General features: G+C 66.4%; 26 protein-coding genes and 1 riboswitch. Of the genes, 12 read left to right on the forward strand and 14 right to left on the reverse strand.

Annotation, left to right across the window (positions count from 1 at the left end):
• Positions 1–7: 7 nt before the first annotated feature.
• Entirely contained in the window at positions 8–316 is a 309-nt protein-coding gene (locus SKC41_RS04095; protein WP_003873790.1) for a DUF3263 domain-containing protein, read from the reverse strand.
• A 176-nt stretch (positions 317–492) separates the two neighbouring features.
• Here SKC41_RS04095 and SKC41_RS04100 point away from each other — a divergent pair, with 176 nt between their 5' ends.
• The 4 genes from SKC41_RS04100 to SKC41_RS04115 all read left to right on the forward strand — a co-directional run bounded on the left by SKC41_RS04100 (position 493) and on the right by SKC41_RS04115 (position 3,259).
• Complete coding sequence (locus SKC41_RS04100; protein ID WP_330976445.1) at positions 493–1,086, forward strand: peptide deformylase; 594 nt, start codon at positions 493–495, stop codon at positions 1,084–1,086.
• Positions 1,086–1,841 (forward strand): GNAT family N-acetyltransferase, cg3035/Rv0428c family, encoded by a 756-nt coding sequence (locus SKC41_RS04105; RefSeq protein WP_330976446.1) that lies wholly within the window; start codon positions 1,086–1,088, stop codon positions 1,839–1,841. Before SKC41_RS04100 ends, SKC41_RS04105 begins: the two co-directional genes overlap by 1 nt.
• A 2-nt stretch (positions 1,842–1,843) precedes the next feature.
• The gene (locus SKC41_RS04110) at positions 1,844–2,650 is read left to right on the forward strand and encodes an exodeoxyribonuclease III (protein ID WP_330976447.1); all 807 of its coding nucleotides are present in this window, start codon (positions 1,844–1,846) and stop codon (positions 2,648–2,650) included.
• A gap of 171 nt (positions 2,651–2,821) precedes the next feature.
• Positions 2,822–3,259 carry a hypothetical protein gene (locus tag SKC41_RS04115; protein ID WP_330976448.1) on the forward strand — a complete coding sequence of 146 codons (438 nt, stop codon included), beginning with the start codon at positions 2,822–2,824 and terminating at the stop codon, positions 3,257–3,259.
• Between the two features lie 25 nt (positions 3,260–3,284).
• Here the strand turns inward: SKC41_RS04115 and SKC41_RS04120 are convergent, their stop codons facing one another.
• Positions 3,285–3,539: an Rv1535 domain-containing protein gene (locus SKC41_RS04120; RefSeq protein ID WP_090599496.1), complete on the reverse strand. Its 255-nt coding sequence runs from the start codon at positions 3,537–3,539 to the stop codon at positions 3,285–3,287.
• A 62-nt stretch (positions 3,540–3,601) separates the two neighbouring features.
• Here SKC41_RS04120 and SKC41_RS04125 point away from each other — a divergent pair, with 62 nt between their 5' ends.
• Entirely contained in the window at positions 3,602–3,877 is a 276-nt protein-coding gene (locus SKC41_RS04125; RefSeq protein WP_090608412.1) for a hypothetical protein, read from the forward strand.
• On the opposite strand, the gene SKC41_RS04130 is transcribed toward SKC41_RS04125, so the two are convergent.
• Complete coding sequence (locus SKC41_RS04130) at positions 3,874–4,602, reverse strand: PAS and ANTAR domain-containing protein (protein WP_442931556.1); 729 nt, start codon at positions 4,600–4,602, stop codon at positions 3,874–3,876. The two genes, SKC41_RS04125 and SKC41_RS04130, sit on opposite strands and share 4 nt — an antisense overlap.
• 167 nt (positions 4,603–4,769) lie before the next feature.
• A riboswitch (TPP riboswitch) is annotated at positions 4,770–4,880 on the forward strand.
• On the opposite strand from SKC41_RS04130, the gene thiC reads away from it, so the two are divergent.
• The 3 genes from thiC to SKC41_RS04145 all read left to right on the forward strand — a co-directional run bounded on the left by thiC (position 4,873) and on the right by SKC41_RS04145 (position 7,963).
• The gene (thiC, locus tag SKC41_RS04135; RefSeq protein ID WP_442931557.1) at positions 4,873–6,522 is read left to right on the forward strand and encodes a phosphomethylpyrimidine synthase ThiC; all 1,650 of its coding nucleotides are present in this window, start codon (positions 4,873–4,875) and stop codon (positions 6,520–6,522) included. (Overlaps the previous riboswitch by 8 nt.)
• Entirely contained in the window at positions 6,519–7,346 is an 828-nt protein-coding gene (gene thiD / locus SKC41_RS04140) for a bifunctional hydroxymethylpyrimidine kinase/phosphomethylpyrimidine kinase (protein ID WP_330976449.1), read from the forward strand. Before thiC ends, thiD begins: the two co-directional genes overlap by 4 nt.
• The gene (locus SKC41_RS04145) at positions 7,343–7,963 is read left to right on the forward strand and encodes an alpha/beta hydrolase family protein (protein WP_330978745.1); all 621 of its coding nucleotides are present in this window, start codon (positions 7,343–7,345) and stop codon (positions 7,961–7,963) included. The genes thiD and SKC41_RS04145 overlap by 4 nt, the downstream gene beginning before the upstream one ends.
• A gap of 4 nt (positions 7,964–7,967) precedes the next feature.
• Here the strand turns inward: SKC41_RS04145 and SKC41_RS04150 are convergent, their stop codons facing one another.
• Positions 7,968–8,246: a hypothetical protein gene (locus tag SKC41_RS04150; protein ID WP_330976450.1), complete on the reverse strand. Its 279-nt coding sequence runs from the start codon at positions 8,244–8,246 to the stop codon at positions 7,968–7,970.
• Between the two features lie 77 nt (positions 8,247–8,323).
• Here SKC41_RS04150 and SKC41_RS04155 point away from each other — a divergent pair, with 77 nt between their 5' ends.
• From SKC41_RS04155 to SKC41_RS04165, 3 genes are all read left to right on the forward strand, one after another.
• On the forward strand, positions 8,324–8,512 hold the full coding sequence (locus SKC41_RS04155; protein ID WP_442931660.1) for a hypothetical protein: 189 nt from the start codon (positions 8,324–8,326) through the stop codon (positions 8,510–8,512).
• A gap of 63 nt (positions 8,513–8,575) precedes the next feature.
• Positions 8,576–9,013, forward strand: coding sequence for a MarR family winged helix-turn-helix transcriptional regulator (locus SKC41_RS04160; protein ID WP_330976452.1), 438 nt, complete (start codon positions 8,576–8,578; stop codon positions 9,011–9,013).
• Between the two features lie 16 nt (positions 9,014–9,029).
• Positions 9,030–9,902, forward strand: coding sequence for an LLM class F420-dependent oxidoreductase (locus SKC41_RS04165; RefSeq protein ID WP_330976453.1), 873 nt, complete (start codon positions 9,030–9,032; stop codon positions 9,900–9,902).
• Between the two features lie 12 nt (positions 9,903–9,914).
• Here the strand turns inward: SKC41_RS04165 and SKC41_RS04170 are convergent, their stop codons facing one another.
• The 6 genes from SKC41_RS04170 to SKC41_RS04195 form a co-directional block, all read right to left on the reverse strand.
• Entirely contained in the window at positions 9,915–10,418 is a 504-nt protein-coding gene (locus tag SKC41_RS04170; protein WP_330976454.1) for a DUF4190 domain-containing protein, read from the reverse strand.
• A gap of 43 nt (positions 10,419–10,461) precedes the next feature.
• Positions 10,462–11,958, reverse strand: coding sequence for a peptidase (locus SKC41_RS04175; protein ID WP_330976455.1), 1,497 nt, complete (start codon positions 11,956–11,958; stop codon positions 10,462–10,464).
• A gap of 103 nt (positions 11,959–12,061) precedes the next feature.
• The gene (locus SKC41_RS04180) at positions 12,062–13,531 is read right to left on the reverse strand and encodes a M28 family peptidase (protein WP_330976456.1); all 1,470 of its coding nucleotides are present in this window, start codon (positions 13,529–13,531) and stop codon (positions 12,062–12,064) included.
• Positions 13,528–15,024: a M28 family metallopeptidase gene (locus SKC41_RS04185; RefSeq protein WP_330976457.1), complete on the reverse strand. Its 1,497-nt coding sequence runs from the start codon at positions 15,022–15,024 to the stop codon at positions 13,528–13,530. The genes SKC41_RS04180 and SKC41_RS04185 overlap by 4 nt, the downstream gene beginning before the upstream one ends.
• A gap of 59 nt (positions 15,025–15,083) precedes the next feature.
• Entirely contained in the window at positions 15,084–15,461 is a 378-nt protein-coding gene (locus SKC41_RS04190; RefSeq protein WP_330978746.1) for a DUF2752 domain-containing protein, read from the reverse strand.
• A 61-nt stretch (positions 15,462–15,522) separates the two neighbouring features.
• Positions 15,523–15,852: a CD225/dispanin family protein gene (locus tag SKC41_RS04195; RefSeq protein WP_330976458.1), complete on the reverse strand. Its 330-nt coding sequence runs from the start codon at positions 15,850–15,852 to the stop codon at positions 15,523–15,525.
• 1,022 nt (positions 15,853–16,874) lie between these two features.
• On the opposite strand from SKC41_RS04195, the gene SKC41_RS04200 reads away from it, so the two are divergent.
• Positions 16,875–17,393: a serine/threonine protein kinase gene (locus tag SKC41_RS04200; RefSeq protein WP_330976459.1), complete on the forward strand. Its 519-nt coding sequence runs from the start codon at positions 16,875–16,877 to the stop codon at positions 17,391–17,393.
• A 3-nt stretch (positions 17,394–17,396) separates the two neighbouring features.
• On the opposite strand, the gene SKC41_RS04205 is transcribed toward SKC41_RS04200, so the two are convergent.
• From SKC41_RS04205 to thiO, 4 genes are read right to left on the reverse strand one after another with little or no spacing between them, the layout of a single operon-like run.
• The gene (locus SKC41_RS04205; protein ID WP_330976460.1) at positions 17,397–18,164 is read right to left on the reverse strand and encodes an SGNH/GDSL hydrolase family protein; all 768 of its coding nucleotides are present in this window, start codon (positions 18,162–18,164) and stop codon (positions 17,397–17,399) included.
• Entirely contained in the window at positions 18,161–18,976 is an 816-nt protein-coding gene (locus SKC41_RS04210; RefSeq protein WP_330976461.1) for a thiazole synthase, read from the reverse strand. Before SKC41_RS04210 ends, SKC41_RS04205 begins: the two co-directional genes overlap by 4 nt.
• Positions 18,969–19,166 carry a sulfur carrier protein ThiS gene (gene thiS / locus SKC41_RS04215; protein WP_239722005.1) on the reverse strand — a complete coding sequence of 66 codons (198 nt, stop codon included), beginning with the start codon at positions 19,164–19,166 and terminating at the stop codon, positions 18,969–18,971. Before thiS ends, SKC41_RS04210 begins: the two co-directional genes overlap by 8 nt.
• Positions 19,163–20,176, reverse strand: a complete 1,014-nt coding sequence (thiO, locus tag SKC41_RS04220) for a glycine oxidase ThiO (protein WP_330976462.1) — start codon at positions 20,174–20,176, stop codon at positions 19,163–19,165. Before thiO ends, thiS begins: the two co-directional genes overlap by 4 nt.
• Positions 20,177–20,279 lie beyond the last annotated feature (103 nt).

The raw sequence follows: 20,279 nt of genomic DNA on the forward strand, positions 1-20,279 counted from the left end.
TAGCTAGTCAGGTCACCTCGAAGCCGAGGCGCCGCGCTGCGCGCGCTTTCTGACGGCTGGCCCGCAACCGCCGCAACCGCTTCACCAGCATCGGGTCGGCGGCCAGCGCCTCCGGCCGATCCACTAGCGCGTTCAGCACTTGGTAGTACCGCGTTGCCGACATCGAGAACAATTCTTTGATCGCGTCTTCCTTGACACCGGCGAACTTCCACCACTGACGCTCGAAGGCCAGGATGTCGTGTTCGCGTCGGGTCAGCCCATCGGCGATTTCAGCATCGTCCCCCGATCGATTTGCCCGCGCCATGGCGCTGTCCATATCGCTTCCCCTGGACCCTTCCGCCGAATTCCGTGTAGCTCTACTGACTTGACTTACACCGGGGCATGTTTCGGCGAATATTGAATCACGCCGCGAACCCTCAAGCGCTCATCCAGACCCGCGAGTCGGCGGATTGCCTTCATTGCTTACTTCGCGGCCCCTTAAGCTAGCCGACCATGGCAGTCGTACCAATCCGCATCGTGGGCGATCCGGTGTTGCATACACCGACCACACCGGTGCCCGTCGATGCCGACGGTTCGCTGCCGGCAGACCTCGCCGGGTTGATCTCCGACCTGTACGACACCATGGACGCCGCCCACGGCGTCGGGCTGGCCGCCAATCAGATCGGACACGGCCTGCGGCTGTTCGTCTACGACTGTGCCGACGACCGCGGCATGACCGAGCGCCGCCGCGGTGTGATCGTCAACCCGATCCTGGAAACCTCCGAGATACCCGAGACCATGCCCGACCCGAGCGACGACGACGAGGGGTGCCTGTCGGTTCCCGGTGAGTCGTTTCCCACCGGGCGCGCGAAGTGGGCGCGAGTGACCGGGCTGGACGCCGACGGCAAACCGATCACCATCGAGGGCACCGGACTGTTCGCCCGGATGCTGCAGCACGAGACGGGCCACCTGGACGGCTTCCTCTACCTGGACCGCCTGATCGGACGGCACGCCCGCGCCGCGAAGCGCACCGTCAAATCCCACGGCTGGGGTGTGCCCGGGCTGTCGTGGATGCCCGGCGAGGGACCGGATCCGTTCGGTCACTGATGGTCTCGTGGCCGAGCCTCGGAACCCGGGTGACGGTTCGCTACCGGCGTCCGGCCGGATCGGTTCCGCCGCTCACGGATGCGGTCGGGCACCTGCTGGCGGTGGATCCGGTAGTGCGGGTGCGGACGAAGACGGGGGCGGTCGCCGAATTCGCGGCCGCCGATGTGGTGGCCCTGCGGGTGCTGACCGACGCACCGGTGCGCACGTCGGCGATCCGCGCGCTGGAATGCGCCGCCGCGGCGGCCTGGCCCGGCCCAGCGCACGCCTGGCTGGACGGCTGGCTGCTGCGGTTCGGCGAAGCCGGCCTGGCCCCGAATTCGGCAGTGCCACTGGATATTTCCGCCCGGTTCAGCTCAGTCCCGGCGATCGTCGCCTGGTACGACCGTCGCGGCCGGTCCGCGCTGCTGGCCATCCCGGACCGCTTGCTGACCCCGCCGCGCACCGCGGTGGCCGATCACACCGAGCGCGTGTTGGTCCGCGACCTGGGTGACCTGGCCGCACGGGAGCCCGACCCGTCGGCCGCGCCACCGGGTGCGGCCGTGACCGATGCGCCCGACGGCACCCGCTGGGTGGGCCTTTCGGCACCCCGCGAAGACCTGTTGGTCTGGGGTGCGAGCCACGGCGCCACCCGCGCATACATCGCGGTCGCCCAGGGCGATACGGCCACCGCCGGCCTCGCCGACAACCTCGGCTTCCGACGACACCACCGCCGTCGCTACTTCGACGCCCGGTCGGGCGGCTGGGATAGCGTCTAGCTGTGCGACTAGCGACCTGGAACGTCAACTCGATTCGCACCCGCCTGGACCGCGTCACCGATTGGCTGGCCCGCGCCGAGGTCGACGTGTTGGCCATGCAGGAGACCAAGTGCTCCGACAGCCAGTTCCCCGCCCTGCCCTTCGTGGAACTCGGCTACGAGGTCGCCCACGTCGGCTTCAACCAGTGGAACGGCGTGGCGATCGCGTCTCGCGTGGGCCTGGACAACGTGCAGGTCGGATTCGACGGCCAGCCCACCTGGAGCAGCAAGCCGGAAGTGGCCGCAACCGCCGAAGCCCGCGCCCTGGGGGCGACCTGCGGCGGCGTCCGGGTGTGGAGTCTCTACGTGCCCAACGGCCGCACCCTGGCCGACCCGCACTACACCTACAAGCTGGAATGGCTTGCCGCCCTGCGCGATACGGCCGCCGGCTGGCTGCACGACGATCCCACCGCTCAGATCGCAATGGTCGGCGACTGGAACATCGCACCGACCGACGACGACGTCTGGAGCACCGAATTCTTCGTCGGCGCCACGCATGTGTCCGAGCCCGAACGCCGGGCGTTCAACGCGATTGTCGACGCGCAATTCACCGACGTAGTACGGCCATTCACGCCGGGCCCCGGCGTCTATACCTATTGGGATTACACCCAGCTCCGGTTCCCGAAAAAGCAAGGTATGCGCATCGACTTCATCCTCGCCTCACCGGCACTGGCCGGGCGGGTCAGCGATGCGCAGATTGTCCGGGACGAGCGCAAAGGCAAGGCGCCCAGCGATCACGCGCCGGTATTGGTCGACTTGAATCCCGGATAACCGCACAAATTCCGGACGACTTCGCGTTGTGAGTACGTTTCCGACGTGGCAGCATTTTGCGTTGTTAGATACGTGCACAATTTTCGTGACTGCTGTTAACTTCCCGTTCGGCGGGTATACATGTTGCTACGCGGTTTGCAGCCAGAGCGACCAAGGATCCAGGGAGTCATCATGGGTGTCGTCGGAGGGGCAGTCCGTAACGCGGGCAAAACTGTCAATCGCGCGGCGGATGCCACCACCGCCGCTGCGGGCGCCGTCGGAGGCGCGGCAATCAATGGAATCGTCGGTGGGGTAACCGGCGCGGCCGAGGGCATCAAGCGGGGTATCAACTCGGGCAGCCACTCGACCCCGGCGGCCGCACTGGCCATCGGCGCGTTGGGCGTGGCCGGGCTCGTCGAGTGGCCGCTGCTGTTGGCGGTCGGCGGCGGCGCGCTGGTGTTGCACCGGCTCAGCCACAAACCTGGCGGCCCGTCGAAGGCCCAGCTCAAGCCGGTGCCGACCGAGTCGGCGCCGCAAAAGTCCGCGCCGTCGAAGTCCGCTACCAAGGCCCCGGCCAAGAAGACGGCCGGACGTCGCGCCGGGGCCGCGGCGTTGCGCAGCACCAACTAGTTGCGCAACACCACCTAGAGGGGTCTTACGCGGAGGCGCGTTGCGGCCGGCCATGCGGCCGCCCGGCAGCGTGTGCTGACGGGTCGGGGCAGATCGTCGCCCGGGGTCGCGAAATCACTCGCGACGAAAAGCGCGGTGGCCTGCGATGCGTCCGATCGGGCTGGACGATCTCCACGATCCCGACGCGCCACAGCAGCGCATAGAGTTCGAGCAACGGCACGCGGAGCACCGAGGCAACAGAGGAAAATATCGGATCGGCCAGGGAGTCGGTCGTCGACATAGACCGACGGTGACCAAGTCACCCGGCGAGTTGGGAAACCCTTCGTTACTGAAAGGCAAATGATGGCGGAAAAGAAAACTCGCCGTGCAACATCTCAACGCGAAGCGGTGGAGAAAATTCGCGCAGGCGAAACCTTCGTGGTGAAGCTGCCCGTGATCGGGCAGACCGAGATTCCGCGACCCGAACAGCTGGCCTACTACGGCGGCCTGGCCGCCCTGGCCGCACTCGAACTGATCGACTGGCCGGTCGCCCTGGTCATCGCCGCCGGACACATACTGGCCAGCAACCACCACAACCGGCTGCTGGAAGAAATCGGCGAAGCGATGGAAGAGGTCTAGCCACCGTCTGCGCGGATGCGCTCGTGAATCGTCAGCAGCAGATGGTCGACCTGGCTCTGAACCGCCGCTGACATCGGCGGCAGGTCGCTGACCTCCTGGACCAGTCGCTTGGCCAGCGTGCGCAGCTTGATGTTGGTTTCTTGCGAACGCCACTGCAGCACCCGAAACGCCTGGTCGGGGCTGATCCGGTAGATGGCCATCATCGCGCCCTTGGCCTGCTCGATAGCCGACCGGTTTTCGAACAGATCCGGCAGCGCCTCGTCGAGAACTTCCTGGCGGATTTCGTGACGGGCTTCGTCGATGCCGCTCAAGTCGATGTAGTAGCCCGCCGTTCCCCGCACCGCACCCGATTCGTCGTCCACGATGCGATCCGCCACGACGATCGCATCGTGCACCGCGCCGGATGTGTCGACAAAGCGGTGACGACTGGAGAAAGACTCCCCGGAGTGCAACGCATGATGGAGCAGATCGCGGACGTGCGCCCGGTCGTCGGGATGTTTGTGGGACAACATCAGTTTCGTCGTCGGTGCGACCGTTCCCGGCTCGTAGCCGTGCATCCGCGCGACCTCGTCGGACCACTCCCAGCGTTCTCCGTCGAACCAGAATTTGAAGCTGCCGATGTTCAGATATGAATTCGCGGCGCCCCCGGCCCCCCTCGTCGGCTGTTGCCGAGTCCGGGTGAATGTCGCGGCGCCCGCTTGCTTGGGCTGCTGCACGTCCTTCATCATCTCGCTGCGGGAAATTGACGGAAGAGCGATCCGCTGATTGGAGCCGATTCCGTGGCGAGGTCCGGTGGATATTTTCGCAATCTGGACCGCTTGGGCGCTCCCGTGCGGCGCGGATGCCCCGGGGTGGGGGTAACGTCGCCTACGGGCGTTTAGCCACCGAAAAAGTAAACAACCGCGGGAGCGCACGCCGAGTGTGCTGAGAGGACGGCTTGGGGCCGTCGACCGTACGAACCTGACCGGGTAATGCCGGCGTAGGGAGATGAAAATATGACTGACGTTATTTCCACCACCGTGGACACCGTTTCCGTGACCACCGGGCCGATCTGGGGCAGCACGAAGGCGTATCGGGAGCTCGACGGGGTTCCCGGAGCCCGCGTGCCGTTGCGCCGGGTGAACCTCTCCAACGGCGAGCACTTCGATTTGTACGACACCTCCGGGCCCTACACCGATCCGGACGCCGCGATCGACCTGACCGCCGGGCTGCCGCCACGCCCCGGCGTGGTCCGCGACCGCGGTACTCAGCTGCAGCGGGCCCGCGCCGGTGAGATCACCGCCGAGATGGCGTTCATCGCCGCGCGCGAGGGCATGGCCGCCGAGCTGGTGCGCGACGAGGTCGCCCGCGGACGTGCGGTCATCCCGGCCAACCACAACCACCCCGAGATCGAGCCGATGATCATCGGCAAGACGTTCGCGACCAAGGTCAACGCCAACATTGGCAACTCGGCCGTGACGTCGTCGATCGCCGAAGAGGTCGACAAGATGGTGTGGGCGACCCGCTGGGGCGCCGACACCATCATGGACCTGTCCACCGGCAAGAACATCCACGAGACCCGCGAGTGGATCCTGCGCAACTCACCGGTGCCGGTCGGCACCGTCCCGATCTACCAGGCGCTGGAGAAGGTCAACGGCGACCCGACCGAATTGACCTGGGAGCTCTACCGCGACACCGTGATCGAGCAGTGCGAACAGGGCGTGGACTACATGACGGTGCACGCCGGCGTGCTGCTGCGTTATGTGCCGCTGACCGCCAAGCGGGTCACCGGCATCGTGTCCCGCGGTGGATCGATCATGGCGGCCTGGTGCCTGGCGCACCATCAGGAGTCGTTCCTGTACACCAACTTTGAAGAGCTCTGCGACATCCTGGCCCAATACGACGTGACGTTCTCACTTGGCGACGGGCTGCGGCCGGGATCCATCGCCGACGCCAATGACGCCGCGCAGTTCGCCGAGCTGCGGACCCTGGGAGAGCTGACCAAGATCGCGAAAGCCCATGGCGTGCAGGTGATGATCGAGGGCCCCGGGCACGTCCCGATGCACAAGATCGTCGAGAACGTGCGGCTGGAAGAGGAGCTGTGCGAGGAGGCTCCCTTCTACACGCTGGGGCCGCTGGCCACCGACATCGCGCCGGCCTACGACCACATCACCTCGGCGATCGGCGCGGCCATCATCGCCCAGGCCGGCACCGCGATGCTCTGCTACGTCACACCGAAGGAGCACCTCGGGCTGCCGGACCGCAAGGACGTCAAAGACGGTGTGATCGCCTACAAAATCGCTGCCCACGCAGGCGATCTCGCCAAGGGGCATCCGCACGCGCAGGACCGCGACAATGCGTTGAGCCAGGCGCGTTTCGAGTTCCGGTGGAACGACCAGTTCGCGCTGTCGCTGGATCCCGACACCGCGCGGGAGTACCACGACGAGACGCTGCCCGCCGCGCCCGCCAAGGCCGCGCACTTCTGCTCGATGTGCGGGCCGAAGTTCTGCTCGATGCGCATCACCCAGGATGTCCGCGACTACGCCGCCAAGCACGGCCTGGAGACCGAAGAGGACATCGAAGCCATGCTTGCCAGCGGCATGGCCGAGAAGTCGCGCGAGTTCGCCGAGCACGGCAACCGGGTGTATCTGCCGATCACGCAGTGAGCTACCTGCCGCTGGCACCGCTGGGTACGACCCCGCGCCGGGTGCTGTCCATCGCCGGATCGGACTCCGGCGGTGGCGCGGGCATCCAAGCCGACATGCGCACCTTTGCGCTGCTGGGTGTGCACGCGTGCATCGCGGTTACCGCGGTAACAGTGCAGAACACGTTGGGAGTCAAGAGCTTTCACCAGGTTCCCGAAGACGTGGTGGCCGGCCAGATCGAAGCGGTGGTCAGCGACATCGGCATTCAGGCCGCCAAGACCGGGATGCTGGCGTCACCGCGCATCATCGACGCCGTGGCCGCCACCTGGCGCCGGCTCGGATTGACCGTGCCCCTTGTTGTCGACCCGGTGGCGGCGTCCATGCACGGCGATGCGCTGATGGCGCCGGCGGCCCTGGATTCGCTTCGCACGCAACTGTTTCCGTTGGCCACGCTGGTGACGCCGAATCTCGACGAGGTGCGGCTGCTGGTCGGACTCGACGTGGTCGACGCCGAGTCGCAGCGCGCGGCGGCCAAGGCACTGCACGCGCTGGGCCCGCGGTGGGTGCTGGTCAAGGGCGGTCACCTACGCTCGTCGCAACGCAGTTGCGACCTGCTCTATGACGGCGCGGATTTCCACGAGTTCGATACCGAGCGCATCGCGACCGGCAACGACCACGGCGGCGGTGACACGCTGGCCGCCGCGATCGCCTGCGCACTTGCCCACGGCTTGACCGTTCCCGAGGCCGTCGCATTCGGGAAGCGATGGGTCACCGAATGCCTGCGTGCCGCCTACCCGCTGGGCCAGGGCCACGGCCCGGTCTCGCCGCTGTTCCGGCTGTGGTGAATCTCGACCCGATCGCGGGTATCGCGCACCAACCCGACGGTGCCGCGCACGGTGTCGTGGTGCTCACGCACGGCGCCGGCGGCAACCGCGAATCGGATCTGCTGCAACGGATTTGCGACGAGTGGGCGCGGCGTGGCTGGCTGGCGGTTCGGTACAACCTGCCCTACCGGCGCCGCCGTCCCAAAGGGCCGCCGTCCGGCTCAGCGGCCACCGACCGCGCTGGAATCGAGGAGGCAATCGCGTTGTGCCGCAAGCTTGCCGACGGCCCGTTGATCGCGGGCGGACATTCCTACGGCGGCCGGCAGACGTCGATGGTGGTCGCCGAGGCAGACCCGCCCGGGGTCGACGTTTTGACACTGTTTTCGTACCCGGTCCATCCACCGGGAAAGCCGGAACGACCCCGCACCGAACACCTGCCCGCCATTCGGGTGCCTACCGTGTTCACCCACGGTACGTCGGATCCCTTCGGCACCCCGGCCGAGGTGCGTGATGCCGCGGCGTTGATCCCCGCGGCGACCGAGGTCGTCGAAATCACCGGCGCGCGACACGATTTGCGCTCGAAGACACTCGACGTGCCCGCGCTCGCGGTCGATGCGGCGCTGCGCCTGTTGGGCTGAGGCGCTACTGCCCCGGCAGCGTGCACGTGGCGGGAAGCAACAAAATCGCGGGCCACAGCGCGGCGGCTTCGCCGAACGCGACCAGGTCCGGACTGATGGGGGTCACTTTCGCCCATTCCGTTTGCAGTTCGCGCACCCGGTCGGGGTGGATGGTGGCCCAGAAGAAGCCGATCAGGAGGTAGGGCAGGGCGAGCCATAGGGCCAATTCGATGAGTGCCTGGACCGAAACCGGACGCGCGAGCCCGTTGCGAATGCGGGCCAATCCTGCCGCCAACGCTGCCATATGCGCAACGATAAGGCAGACACCCGGAAGGAGTCAGTCGGTTGATCGCCAAGCTGCGGCAGTTGTTGAACTACGAGATGACGGTGGCCGAGTGGATCGCACTCGCGGTGCTGCTGGGCATCCCCTATTCGATCGTCGGGCTGATCTGGTCGTCGACACACACCGCCCATCTTCGTGGCATGCAGGGCGCCGACCTGGTGGTGTCGTTCCTCGGCTCGATCGTGTCCTGGCCGGTGCTGCTGTTCGCCAACGTCTGCATGACATGACGGTCGACGCTATTTAGACAGTCCAGACTGGACAGTTTCAACTGTCTAATTTACGATGGTGTGATGGATGGCATCGGCGAATCCGCTGCAACCGCCGCCCGAGACATTCGAGTGGTGTTCAGCCGCCTACGACGTCGGCTGCGAGATGTCGAGGTCCGCAACGATCTGACCCCGTCACAGACAGCGGTGCTCACCCGGCTCTGGAAAGAGGGAGCATCGTCGGCGAGCGTGCTGGCCGGCGCAGAGCGGGTACGTCCTCAGTCGATGGCGACCATCCTGGCCGCCCTGGGCCAACGCGGATTCATCGAGCGCACACCCGACCCCGAAGATGGTCGGCGCCAAGTGGTCTCGTTGACCAAGGCGGGCCGTCAGCGCGCCGAAAGCGACCGCCAAGTGCGGGAGGAGTGGCTGGCCCGTGAGTTGCAGGAACGCTACTCCGAAGCCGAGCGCCGCATCATCGTCGACGCGTTAGCACTGCTTGAAAGATTGACCGAATCCTGAAAGGGCATTGGCTGCAATGGAAATAGGTGTGCACTTTATCGACTTTCTGCCCGGCGACACCGCCGAGCTGGGTCCGACGTTGACCGACGCGGCAAAGACCGCGGAGCAAGCGGGCGCGACCATGTTTACCCTGGCCGATCATTTCCTTCAGATGGAGAACACCGGGCGGCCCGCCGAGGACCCATTCCTCGAGGGCTACACATCGCTGGGTTTCCTTGCCGGGCAAACGACCACGATCGACCTCACCCTGTTGGTCACCGGAGTCACGTATCGCTACCCGGGCGTGCTGGCCAAAACGGTCACCACCTTGGACGTGCTGTCGCGGGGCCGCTCGATGCTGGGCCTGGGCGCGGCGTGGTACGACCGCGAACATGCGGCCCTGGGCATTCCCTATCCGCCGGTGAGCCAGCGCTTCGAGATGCTCGAGGAGACGCTGCAAATCTGCCGGCAGATGTGGAGCGACGACAACGGGCCTTACGCCGGCAAGCATTATCAGCTGGCCGAGACAATCTGTGAGCCGCAACCGATTCGGCGCCCGCCGATCCTGATCGGTGGCGATGGCGAGAAGAAGACGCTGCGACTGGTCGCACAGTATGCCGACATCTGGAACAGCACGGTTCGAGAGGTCGACATGCTCCGGCACAAGGTCGACGTACTGAATCGGCACTGCGACACGGTGGGCCGGGACCCCGGCGACATCCGCAAAACCGTTGGCCATATTGCCGACCCGTTCGAGGACGTCGACGGCTACCTGAAGACGGTGGAACGGTACGCCGAGCTGGGATTCACGATGATCAACGTCGGCCCGCTGCCGGGAAATCCCGATCCGGTCGGCTACATCCGCCGCCTCGGCGACGAGCTGGTTTCAAGGCTCGTCGAGATCGGTTGAGCGCCAGCGTATTTAGGCAGCCATGCCCGAGATGGCCGGTAGATCGACGTTGTCGACGATGAGAACCGTGGCGGGAGCTCCCGAATACCTGTCGTGATAGCGATCCCGCTCCACACTCCCGGTGATCGCGCTGAGGATCCCGACGACAATGCCGACCACGATCAGGACCGCACCGATCGCAATTCCGGCAATGGCCAACCCGCGGCCACCTTCACCGGTCTGCTTGATCTTGCCCAGCGCGATGATGCCGAAGATGATGCCCAGGATGGGTCCGATGCCGCAGAGCCAGCCCAACAACGAGCAGACCAACGACGCGATGGCCATGCCATTGGTGCCGACGGCTGCCGGATAACCGGGACCCGGCGGGGGCGCATAACCCGGCGCCGGTGGCGGGTAATTTCCGCCCGGTCCAGGCGGGTAGCTCGGTCCCGGTGGAGGTGGCGAATAACCCTGTCCCGGTGGCGGATATCCGGATTCGCCGGGTGGGGGCGGATAGCTAGGCGGTTCTTCCGTCACGGACGCCTCCTGAGGTCAAGTGGTTGCTTACTCTACGCCTTGGTTAGCCGGGATAGCGCGTGTAGCACGCGTCGATGTCGCCGGCCACGCCGCCGCGGAACGCCGCGATGCGCGTGAAGCCGGCGGGCACGCTGGTCCCGTCCGCATCGCTGGCGACCATGTGGTTGGTGAGCAAACCGGCGACGGCCTCGTCGAGGTCGCCCGCAGTCAGCAGCAGCTCCTTGTGGGAGGGGGTGTCGATCGGTTCGGCCATCTTGCGGTGCACCACACCGGTCAGGCACGCGGTCCGCAGCGCGGTCCACGGGCTCTGCATCGGTAGACCGCGTTCGTGTTGTACCGCAAGCGCGTATCTCGACATGACGATCGACAGGGCGGTGTCATCGCCTTGCGGCAGGGTGTGTTCCTTCTCGTCGGAGACCTTCGCCATCGCCGCCAGGCCCGCCAGGTCGACCATGATGGTGTTGGTGGCCGGGCAGTAGGACGCGGGCGGACTGGGTTTCGCATCGGGGCAAGGGGTTGTGTGGAAGGACAGGGTCGGCGCGCTCTTCGGCGAGAACACCTTTCCCAACAACTCCATCAGCGTCGACAGAGTGTCTTCGTTGAGCGCGACCTCACCGCTCTGCGGGTCCCCGTTGGGGTCGGTCTGCAAGGCCTTGGGCAGGTCTCCGCGGCGTTGCGCGATTTCCTGCTGGTTGATTCCCGCGCACGCCGAAGCGCCGCTGACGAAACCCATCTGGAAGGCACCGACCCGATCCAGCGCCGACCCGTGCTCGTCGTCGTTCTCGGTGTCGGCATCCATTACCGGGTCGCGGGTGACGATGATCCCGGCCAGCACATGGTCGAGGCCGTCGGCGGTGCTCAGCGTGAAACGCGGCGACTTCCCGGCGGCCACCCAATACAGGTAGACCCCCGCGAAGCAGTCGGCCTGCTGCTCACGAACGATGGTCGGGTCCGTTCTCGTCACCAGCTTCGCCATCTGCTGCAAGGCGTGCCCGAACTCGTGCGCCAGCACGCCGGTGACGGACATGTCGCCGAAATACTTCTGCGCGACCGGCATGAACACTGCGCGGTCCCAGGCGATCAGGTTGCAGCGGGCCGTGAAAAAGGCGTTGACGAGCTTGTACGTTTCGTTGTGGCAAACGATCGGGCTGCTCGGATCGTTGGAGTCGTAGGAGACCAGTTTCGCGACGGGCAGAAACGTGCCCTTCAACGACTGGCTGTACGCCGATTTCCAGTAGTCCTCGATGTCGTTAACCGACAGCAACGACAGCTTGTCGATCAGCCCGTTGTCGGTGTTGATCACCGTGCCGGTCGGCGGCGGCGGGTTCTCGCGGATCCCGCTGTGGCCGTCGGTGGCGAGCAGATCAGCCACCCGGAACGGGTCGTTGAGCATCGACAAGGGCCGCCCGTCGAGGACTGTCGTACACCCCGCTACCACGAACACCGTCGCTGCACAGGCAATTGCCGCGTTCAGCGAACCGCTGATGACGCGCCTGCGGCTGCCATGCAACCGAAGTCGACCTTGCCCGCGGTTCATCATGCCCAACCTCATCCCGACCGGCTGCACGGCAGCAGCAAAGGGTTCTCATTCTAGGTCCGCTGGTTGAACAGCGTAGCGAAAACCAGCGGCCCAGCAAACGCCGCTAGGGTAACCGGGTCCGATGCCGCTTGTCATGGAGCGGGACGCCGTTAGCGCCGGAAATCGACATGGCGTAGCTGCCTGCCGCGTATGCCACGCCAGAACCCATGACTGCCAATGCTTCCCGGTTGATATTGTCGATCGTGTCGCGGGGGCTTTGGAAATTGGGGTCGTACCCGACACCCGCCTTGCCGCCCCACAGCCGAGCTTGCACAGGGGATTTCAGCTGCGATGCGCCGGTGCTCATGCCGCCGATCGGTACCCCCGCGATCATGAAGGGGTGGTAGTCGGTGCGGGTGCCCAACGGCATGTCGGCGGGCCGCTTGCCGGCCAGATTGAGATAGCCCGACAGCGTGCGCTCGATACCGGCCGACCCTTCGGGCACATCGGCGGACGCGATCCCCTGTCCGGGCGGACCGGACTGATCGCCGTCGTCGGTGAAGAACCCGGCGTTCGGCGAACCGAGCAGATTGAAGTTCAGGTACATCGCGATGTCGTTGAGCTGCTCGTCATCCAGGCCGAACACGTAATCCATGACGCCGTTGAGCCCATCCTCGTCGGCCCCCCAGAACACGAACCGTACCGCGTTGTTCACCGGTGCCAGCGGGCCCAGCTGCAGGGCGGTTTCCAGCACCGCGGCCACCCCGGACCCGTTGTCGTTGATGCCCGGACCGCTGCGCGGACCGTCGAGATGAGCGCCAACCATGATCACGTCGTTCGTCGATCCGGTTTTGGTCTGTGCCAGCACGTTTCGCGATGTGATCTTGATGTTCTCGGCGTCCAGGACCAGGTGCACCGGTGCGGTGGCGTGGGACAGCGCGCTGCCCCCGTTGCTGCTCACGACAGCGACCGGCATGGTCAGCTGCTTGTAGTAGCCCGGGGTGAACAGCGTGGGCGGGGCTCCTTCGCCGGTGGGTGTGCTGACCACGATCACTGCCGCGGCTCCCTTTGCCCTCGCGCTGTTCTGCTTGTCGACCACCGAGCAGCGCGCGTCGTCGACGACGGCGATGGCACCCGCGGGCAGCGCGGCCGGGTAATCGCCCGCCGCGCACCCCGATGGTTGCGTGGGCTTCACCGGTTGGCCGCTGAGACCGCCGGGCGGCGTCCGCACCAACAGCGAGGCCTGGTCCAGCGGATAGCTGCTGCCGGCGATCGTCAGCGACGGCTTACCCGGCGACACCGCGTACAGCCGGTCGAACTGCGGCGTGGCCACATCGAACCCCTTGTCGCGCAACGCTTTCGCGACATATTCGACGCTGGCGTCGTAGCCCGGCGTCCCCGCTGCCCGGTTCCCCTTATTGGCGTTGGCGATGTCCTGCAGCGCCCGCAGGTGCACGAACATCCCGTCGGCAGTGACCTTTCCGGCCAGCACACGGCCGAGGTCCGGCGCGGCAGCCGGCGGCCCCTGCCGCGGCGACGAGCACCCTGCCACCAGCCCGATCAGCACCAACACCGAGCACAGGTGCCGGATCATGGTTTTGCAAGCACGTGGCGGGTGCGGTCTGCCACGGCGGGAACCCCGTTGTGTCCGGTCAGGTCCTGGGCGTACAGACCGATCGCGTAGGCCACGCCGGCGCCGTTGATGCCCAGAGAGGTGCGGTCGATGTGGTCGAGGGTGTCGGTGCTCTTGTGATAGTTCGGATCGAATGGCTCATCCGCCGTCCCGCCCCACAACTTGACCTGGTCGGCGGACTTCTTTGCCTCCGCACCGGAGAACAGACCGCCCGACGGGATACCGGCCTGGGTGAAGCCGTCGTAGTCGGAGCGTCCGTCGAACTGCGTGTCCTGGGCGGTCTTGCCGGCAGTCTTCAGGTATGCGACCAGGGTGCGCTCGATACCGGCCGAACCTTCTGGCACCACCGGTTGGCCGCGGGTGTCCGCCGGCAGGGATTGATCACCGTCATAGGTGAAGTAACCGGGATTCGGCGAGGCGAGCACGTCGAAGTTCAGGTACAGCGCAATGTTTTTGAGGTCGTCGGAATTCAGCGATTCGACGTAATTGCGCGATCCGATCAATCCGAGTTCCTCGGCGCCCCAGAACGCGAACCGCACCGCGTTGTGCACCTGGGGCGAATTCCCCAGCTGCACTGCGGTTTCCAAGACTGCGGCGACGCCAGAGCCGTTGTCGTTGATGCCCGGTCCCGCAAGCACGCTGTCCAGGTGTGCGCCCGCCATCACCACGTCGGTGGGCGAGCCCGTCTTGGTCTGCGCGATGACGTTGCGCGCTTTGAAACTCTGGCTGCTGGCGTCCAGTTTGATCGTGACCGGCCCGGGCTGGGCACGCAGCTGCAAACCGGTGGACTTGGTGACACCGACCGCCGGAATACGCACGACGGTGTTGGCTCCGAGCGTGCCGCCCATCTGTTCCTCGTCGACATTGTCGGCGACGATCAACGCCACGGCGCCGCGCTGTGCGGCGGCGTCCTCCTTCTGCGCGAATGGGCAAGTGCCGCGGTCCACCAGGACCACCGCGCCCTTCACCGGAAGATTGTCGTAGTCCGAGGCCGCGCAAGCCTGGCCGTTGCCCGTCGACACCGCCAGCAACGGGCCGCTGACCCCGTCGGATCCGGTGCCGAGGCTGAACTCGAGCGCGCGCGCCTCGACGGCCTTCCCGCCGACCGTCACCGTGGGCTTCTCGGAATGAAAGACCCGCGCCGAAAACTCGGGGGTCTGCACGTCGAAACCGCTGTGGCGCAACGTGTTCACCACATAGTCGACGCTGGCGTCGTAGCCGGGTGTGCCCACCGCCCGGGTGCCGTTATTGGCGTTGGCGATGTCTTGCAGCTTGGTCAGGTGCACCATCATCGCGTCGGCCGTGACCTTGTTGTGCATGGTGTTGGCGAACTCCGCCGCGGCGGGATCGCTCACCTGCTGGGAGTTCGCCGCCCGGTGCATGCAACCGGTCATCACCGCGGCGAGCGCGACCGTGGCGAGCATCGCCGCAAGCGTTCGGGATTTGTTCACCATCGCGCCCAAGGTTAGACGCCCGTCGCGCCGCGGCGCATTCGGCTCACCGCGGCGTGAGGTCAGACGTATAGGCCGCTGAAGGGGGCAAACGGAATGTTGCGCACCACAAACCAAACCAATACCAACGACAGCGTCACCATGGCCGCCCAACGTTGGTGCTGCCAGCTCCTGATCCGCCGGCCCGTCACCCGGCCGTAGGTCCAGACCAGGTAGGCCCACACCAACAGCACGACCGCCGCCAAGCCCAACGCGTTGAACCTGGCGGCGGCCATCAAGTTGCCGTGCAGGAGCGAATAAATCATCCGCAGGCTGCCGCATCCGGGACAGTCGATGCCCAGCAGAGCCTTGGTGGGACACACCGGCAGCGGGCCACCCGGGGTAGTCGGATCGCCTGCCCAGATGGCCGCGCACACCAACGTCGTCGACGCGGCGACCATTAGCGGGGCGCCGAGACCGAGCGTGAGCGGCCGCTGGAGGGTCACCGTCGGTGCAGCCCCTTTACAGCATTGCGGCCAGGGCCGCGGGGGTTGAGTTGTCGGCGGTCATGGCGATGATCGCCAGCACGATGCCGTAAAGGACGGCACTAACGACCGCGGCGATGACCGACCACTTCACCCACTTCTTGGCGGCGTCCGCTGCGGCCTGCGCCTCGGCGTACTGACCCTGCGCCCACAATCCACTCACCTGAGTGGATTTGACGATGGCCACGACGCCGAACGGCAAGCAGCAGAACAGCGTTGCCAAAATGGACCACACCAAATAGTTATCCGGTGCTTGCCCCGCAGGCTGCTGCGGTGGGTACCCCGGGGGTGGCGGTTGTGCAGTCATGAATTCTCCAGTCACGAGAAGTTAGCTGGCGTGAAGCGTGCTTACCATACCTGAGCGGAGTCGCGAGGGCACTAGGTACGCAGAAATCAGTTCGTCCGGTCCCCGACATCGATGCCGCCGCAGGGCCTCTCCCGATGGTCGGGTTAGCTCGTTCCCCGGCGTATCGACGAAATGCGTTGTGTGCATCGTCTTCCCGTTCTCACCCGGAATTGCCCAGGTCAGACCCGGATAATGCCCACCAAGACAATGTCCGGCGGAATGTATTGCACAGCCACGACATAGCCCTCCGATTCCGGTAGTCGCACCGCCACTGCGACCACCGAAAGGGGTCGTCGGATGTCACCTCCGACCGACGCGCCGCGCGCCGCGACCGCCGCGGTGCCCGCGGGTGCTTTGGCGTTTGCGGGCGCCGCGACAGCGACCTCAGACCCAACACCGGCGGCGGCGCGGATAACAAATCACTAGCCGGCGCAGTCGAAGGGATACGGCCTCAACAACTGTCAATCGGCTCGGCTGACGGGCCCCGAAGTGGCAGCACCAAAGTGCGGGCGAACCCCGACTCCGACGGGCCGGCTTCCGCGGTTTAGCAGCTCTTCAAGATCAGCAACGACCTGAGCGGAGCATACGCTGCCAACCCCGCGACGTTTCCCTGTCCTCGTGCAGCGGCAGCAAAGATCCAGTCCCCTGGCGCCAACGCAGTTCCAACCAGGCCGGTGGCCAGATGGCTTGCGGAACTTAAAAACGTCCGCCTTGTCCTTTGAACCGTCGACGGCAAAAACGGGTTGGGCTCTATGTATTTCATGGGCGACGCCCCCACGCTCTACGAGTGGTCGCAGGCCAACGCCTGATCAGAGTTGGGCCGCAACAGGTTCCACACCGGTGTCGCCGGAAAGGATGCCGGTGTAAACCGTATTCGGCGGAATGGGTTGCATAGCTGTGGTTTGCCCCTACGATCATTCTGGCAAAGACAAATACCGTCGGCGCAGCCTTTTAGGCGGTTACCCGAATTTCAGGAGTCGAGGATGTCTCACCCGACCAAGACGCTGCGAGCCGCGACGGCTGCAGCGTTTACAGCGACCTTCTTCTGCGTCGGCACTCCGACCGCGCTGGCAGACAACAACGCCACGCTGCTGAGCGCCCTTTCGAAGGGCTACAGCAGCAGCAACTGCTCGTCTCAGGCGGTGTCCGAGGTGCAGGGCTCGTTTACCGCCCCGGTGGTAGCGGTCTTGCAGTGCGGACAGAACACCGACTCCAGCGGCCCGATGGGCGGCAAGTACTTCCTGTTCGCCAACAGCGCCGACACGGCCAGCTCGTTCACCAAGCTCATCAGCAGTGACACCCTCGCCAACTGCGGGGACGCCAAGTCGCCCACCACGTGGCACCAGGGCAGCTCCGACTCGGCCGGACAGGTGGCGTGCGGAACGGATTCCGGCCAGGCCGAGGTCCTCTGGACCGTCGACGCGAAGAACGTGCTGGCCTTCGTCCGCGCGTCCAACGGAGACACGGCGGCTCTCTACAAGTGGTGGCAGTCCAACGGCTGAGTTTTAGAGTTGGGCCGCAACGAGTTCGGCCACCGCGCGCATCCCCGCACCGTTGGGATGTAGTGGCGCCGGCCGACCCGGCAGCGGCACAATGTATTTCGCCGGCGTGGTCGTCCAGGGCTGCGCAGCCCATGCGTGATGATCCCGGCTGGCGGCGGCGGCGCTGACCACCTCGCAGCCGGATGCCGCGGCCGCGTCGGCGGTGAGCCGTTCCAGCGCGGTGGCCACGTGGCGGCCCAGGGCGGCATCCGCGTCCGAAATCGGAGGTGCCGACCCGCCTTCGGGCGGCAGGATTGTCAAGTAGTCGACGAAGAAAACCCGTGCGCGCGGGGCCCGTTCACATACGGCTTTCCCGACCGCACACAAGGAGTCGGACACCTCTGCCAGGGCGCGGTCGCGCACGTTAGGGTCCAGCAGTTCGGCGATCCGCGCCCCCAGCAGCGGCAGCCGCCGGGCCGGCCGTGGCAGTGCCGCCGCCATCAGCAGCGGAACGTAGCCGACGTCGTTGCCGCCGATCGTGATCGTGACGAGATCCTCCGAGCCGTCCAGCGCGGCGATCTGCGGCGGCGCAGTGAGCTGACGATCGTTGAGGATGTGAGCGGTGGTGGCGCCGGAAAAGGTGACGTCGACCAGTTGGAGGTTCTGCTGCTCGGCAAGCAGATGCGGGTAGTTGCGCGCCGACCGTCCCGACCATCGGGGAGCGCCTTGAACGCGTGGCTGGATGCCCGGCCCGGCAGCCATCGAACTGCCCAGCGCTACATAACGTTTCATCGCTCAGGCTCGATGGCCCGCTGCTCAGCGGCCCGGTCCCCGGTCCGCATCGTCGACCGGGGTGGACTGGATGCCTGCGCCCAGAAGCGCTTCGGGATCCGCCCGGCGCGGCGCGCCAGATAACCGGCGGTGACCGCCGCCGCCATCGCGGCGGCCATCGCGGGCGGATCGGCGGCCCGGGTGACCGCGGTGGCCAACAGCACCGCGTCACAACCCAATTCCATCGCCAGCGCGGCGTCGCTCGCGGTACCGATGCCGGCGTCGAGGATCACCGGGACGCCGGCTCGCGCGACGATCATCTCGATGTTGTGTGGGTTGGTGATGCCCAGGCCGGTTCCGATCGGCGAGCCCAGCGGCATGACCGCCGCGCATCCGGTGTCCTCCAGCCGGCGGGCCAGCGCCGGGTCGTCGTTGGTGTAGGGCAGCACGACGAATCCGTCGTCGACCAATTGCTCTGCGGCCCGGACCAACTCGACTCCGTCGGGCAGCAGTGTGCGATCGTCGGCGATAACCTCGAGTTTGATCCAGTTGGTGTTCAGCGCCTCGCGTGCCAGCCGTGCGGTGAGCACCGCTTCGGCCGCGCTGCGGCACCCCGCTGTGTTGGGCAGCGGCGTGATGCCCAGCCGGCTGAGCAGGTCGAGCAACCCGGTACCACCCTCGGCGTCGACCCGGCGCATCGCGACGGTGGTCAGCTCGGTGCCCGAGATCCGCAGCGCCTCCTCCAGCACCGCCAGACTGGTCGCTCCCCCGGTACCCATGATCAGCCGCGACGCGAAACTGCGGTCCGCGATCGTCAGCTTGGAGTCAACCACCCTGCACCGCCGTCACTACCTCGAGTCGAGCACCGTCGAAAAGCTTTGTGGTCCAACTGGACCGGGGAAGCACAGCGTCGTCCATGGCCACCGCTATACCCCGTTCGGGAAAGCCGAGCGATTCCAGCAACCCGGCGACCGTAGTCGGGCCGTCGACCTCGACCGCATTTGCGTTGACTACCACGATCATGACTGGACTCCTACCGGAACGAGTTCGGACACAATCTGTTCGGCGGTCCACGGGGCCAGCAGAAAACCTGACCGGCCGTGCCCGGTCGCGACCAGGGTGCGGTCGTCCAGGCGATGCACCAGCGGAAGGTTATCGGGTGTCATCGGGCGCAGCCCGGCGGCGCACTCGGCCAGCTCGTACTCACCCAGTGCCGGCAGCACCGCGCACGCGTCGTCGAGCAGGTCACGTACTCCGGATACGACCGGGGCCGTGTCACGGCCATGTTCGTACTGCGTCGCACCCACGACAACCCCGTCCGCACGCGGCACCACGTACACCTGGCGGCCGTGCACGCGTGCGCGAATCACTCTGCCCAGCAACGGCATACAGCCCTTTCGCCAGCGCAGTCGCAGTACCTCGCCCTTCACCGGGCGCACCGGCAGGCCGGGGCACAGCGCCGGCGCGTCGATGCCGTTGGCGATCACCACGGCGTCGCCGGAGACCCGCGACAGGTCCTGTGCCGGCGGCGCCCATGCGACGCCGCGACGTTCGCAGTCCGCCGCCAGCGCGTCGAGGACCGCACGGTTGTCCACGGCCAGTTCGGTGGGTGCCCGAAAGCCGTGCCGGACGCCTTGCGCCAGAAGGGGTTCGACGTCGCGCGCGGCCGGCTCCCAGATCACCGGGTGCCCCTGGTCGGCCAGCCAGCCCGCCACGGTGCGCAAGTCGGCGACGTCGGCCCGGTCGACGGCCACCACCAGCGACTCGCGGGCGGTGACCACCTCCGGCGGCAGCCCGTCCAGGTAGCCGCCCTCACGCCACAGCCGCAGCGACTCCAGGCCCAGCCTGAGCAATCGCTCCTCGCCGGGCCAGCCCTCGCTGTGCGGGGCCAGCATGCCGCCGGCGACCCAGGACGCGCCGTGGTCGCCGGTGCGGTGCACCCGCACCGACCATCCGGCCTGGGCTGCCCGGCGCGCCACCGACAGCCCGATCACGCCGCCGCCGATGACGGCCAGCGTCCCTGCCTCTGACATCTTCCGCTCCCTTCGCCGGCATGATCCGGATCAGGTGTGACGGTAAGGACAGCTCCGGCGGTTCCGGCTGTGTCCACTCTCAGCCCCGCAGATCGCCCGGGAC

The organism is Mycobacterium sp. 050128, assembly GCF_036409155.1.
Classification (GTDB): Bacteria; Actinomycetota; Actinomycetes; order Mycobacteriales; family Mycobacteriaceae; genus Mycobacterium.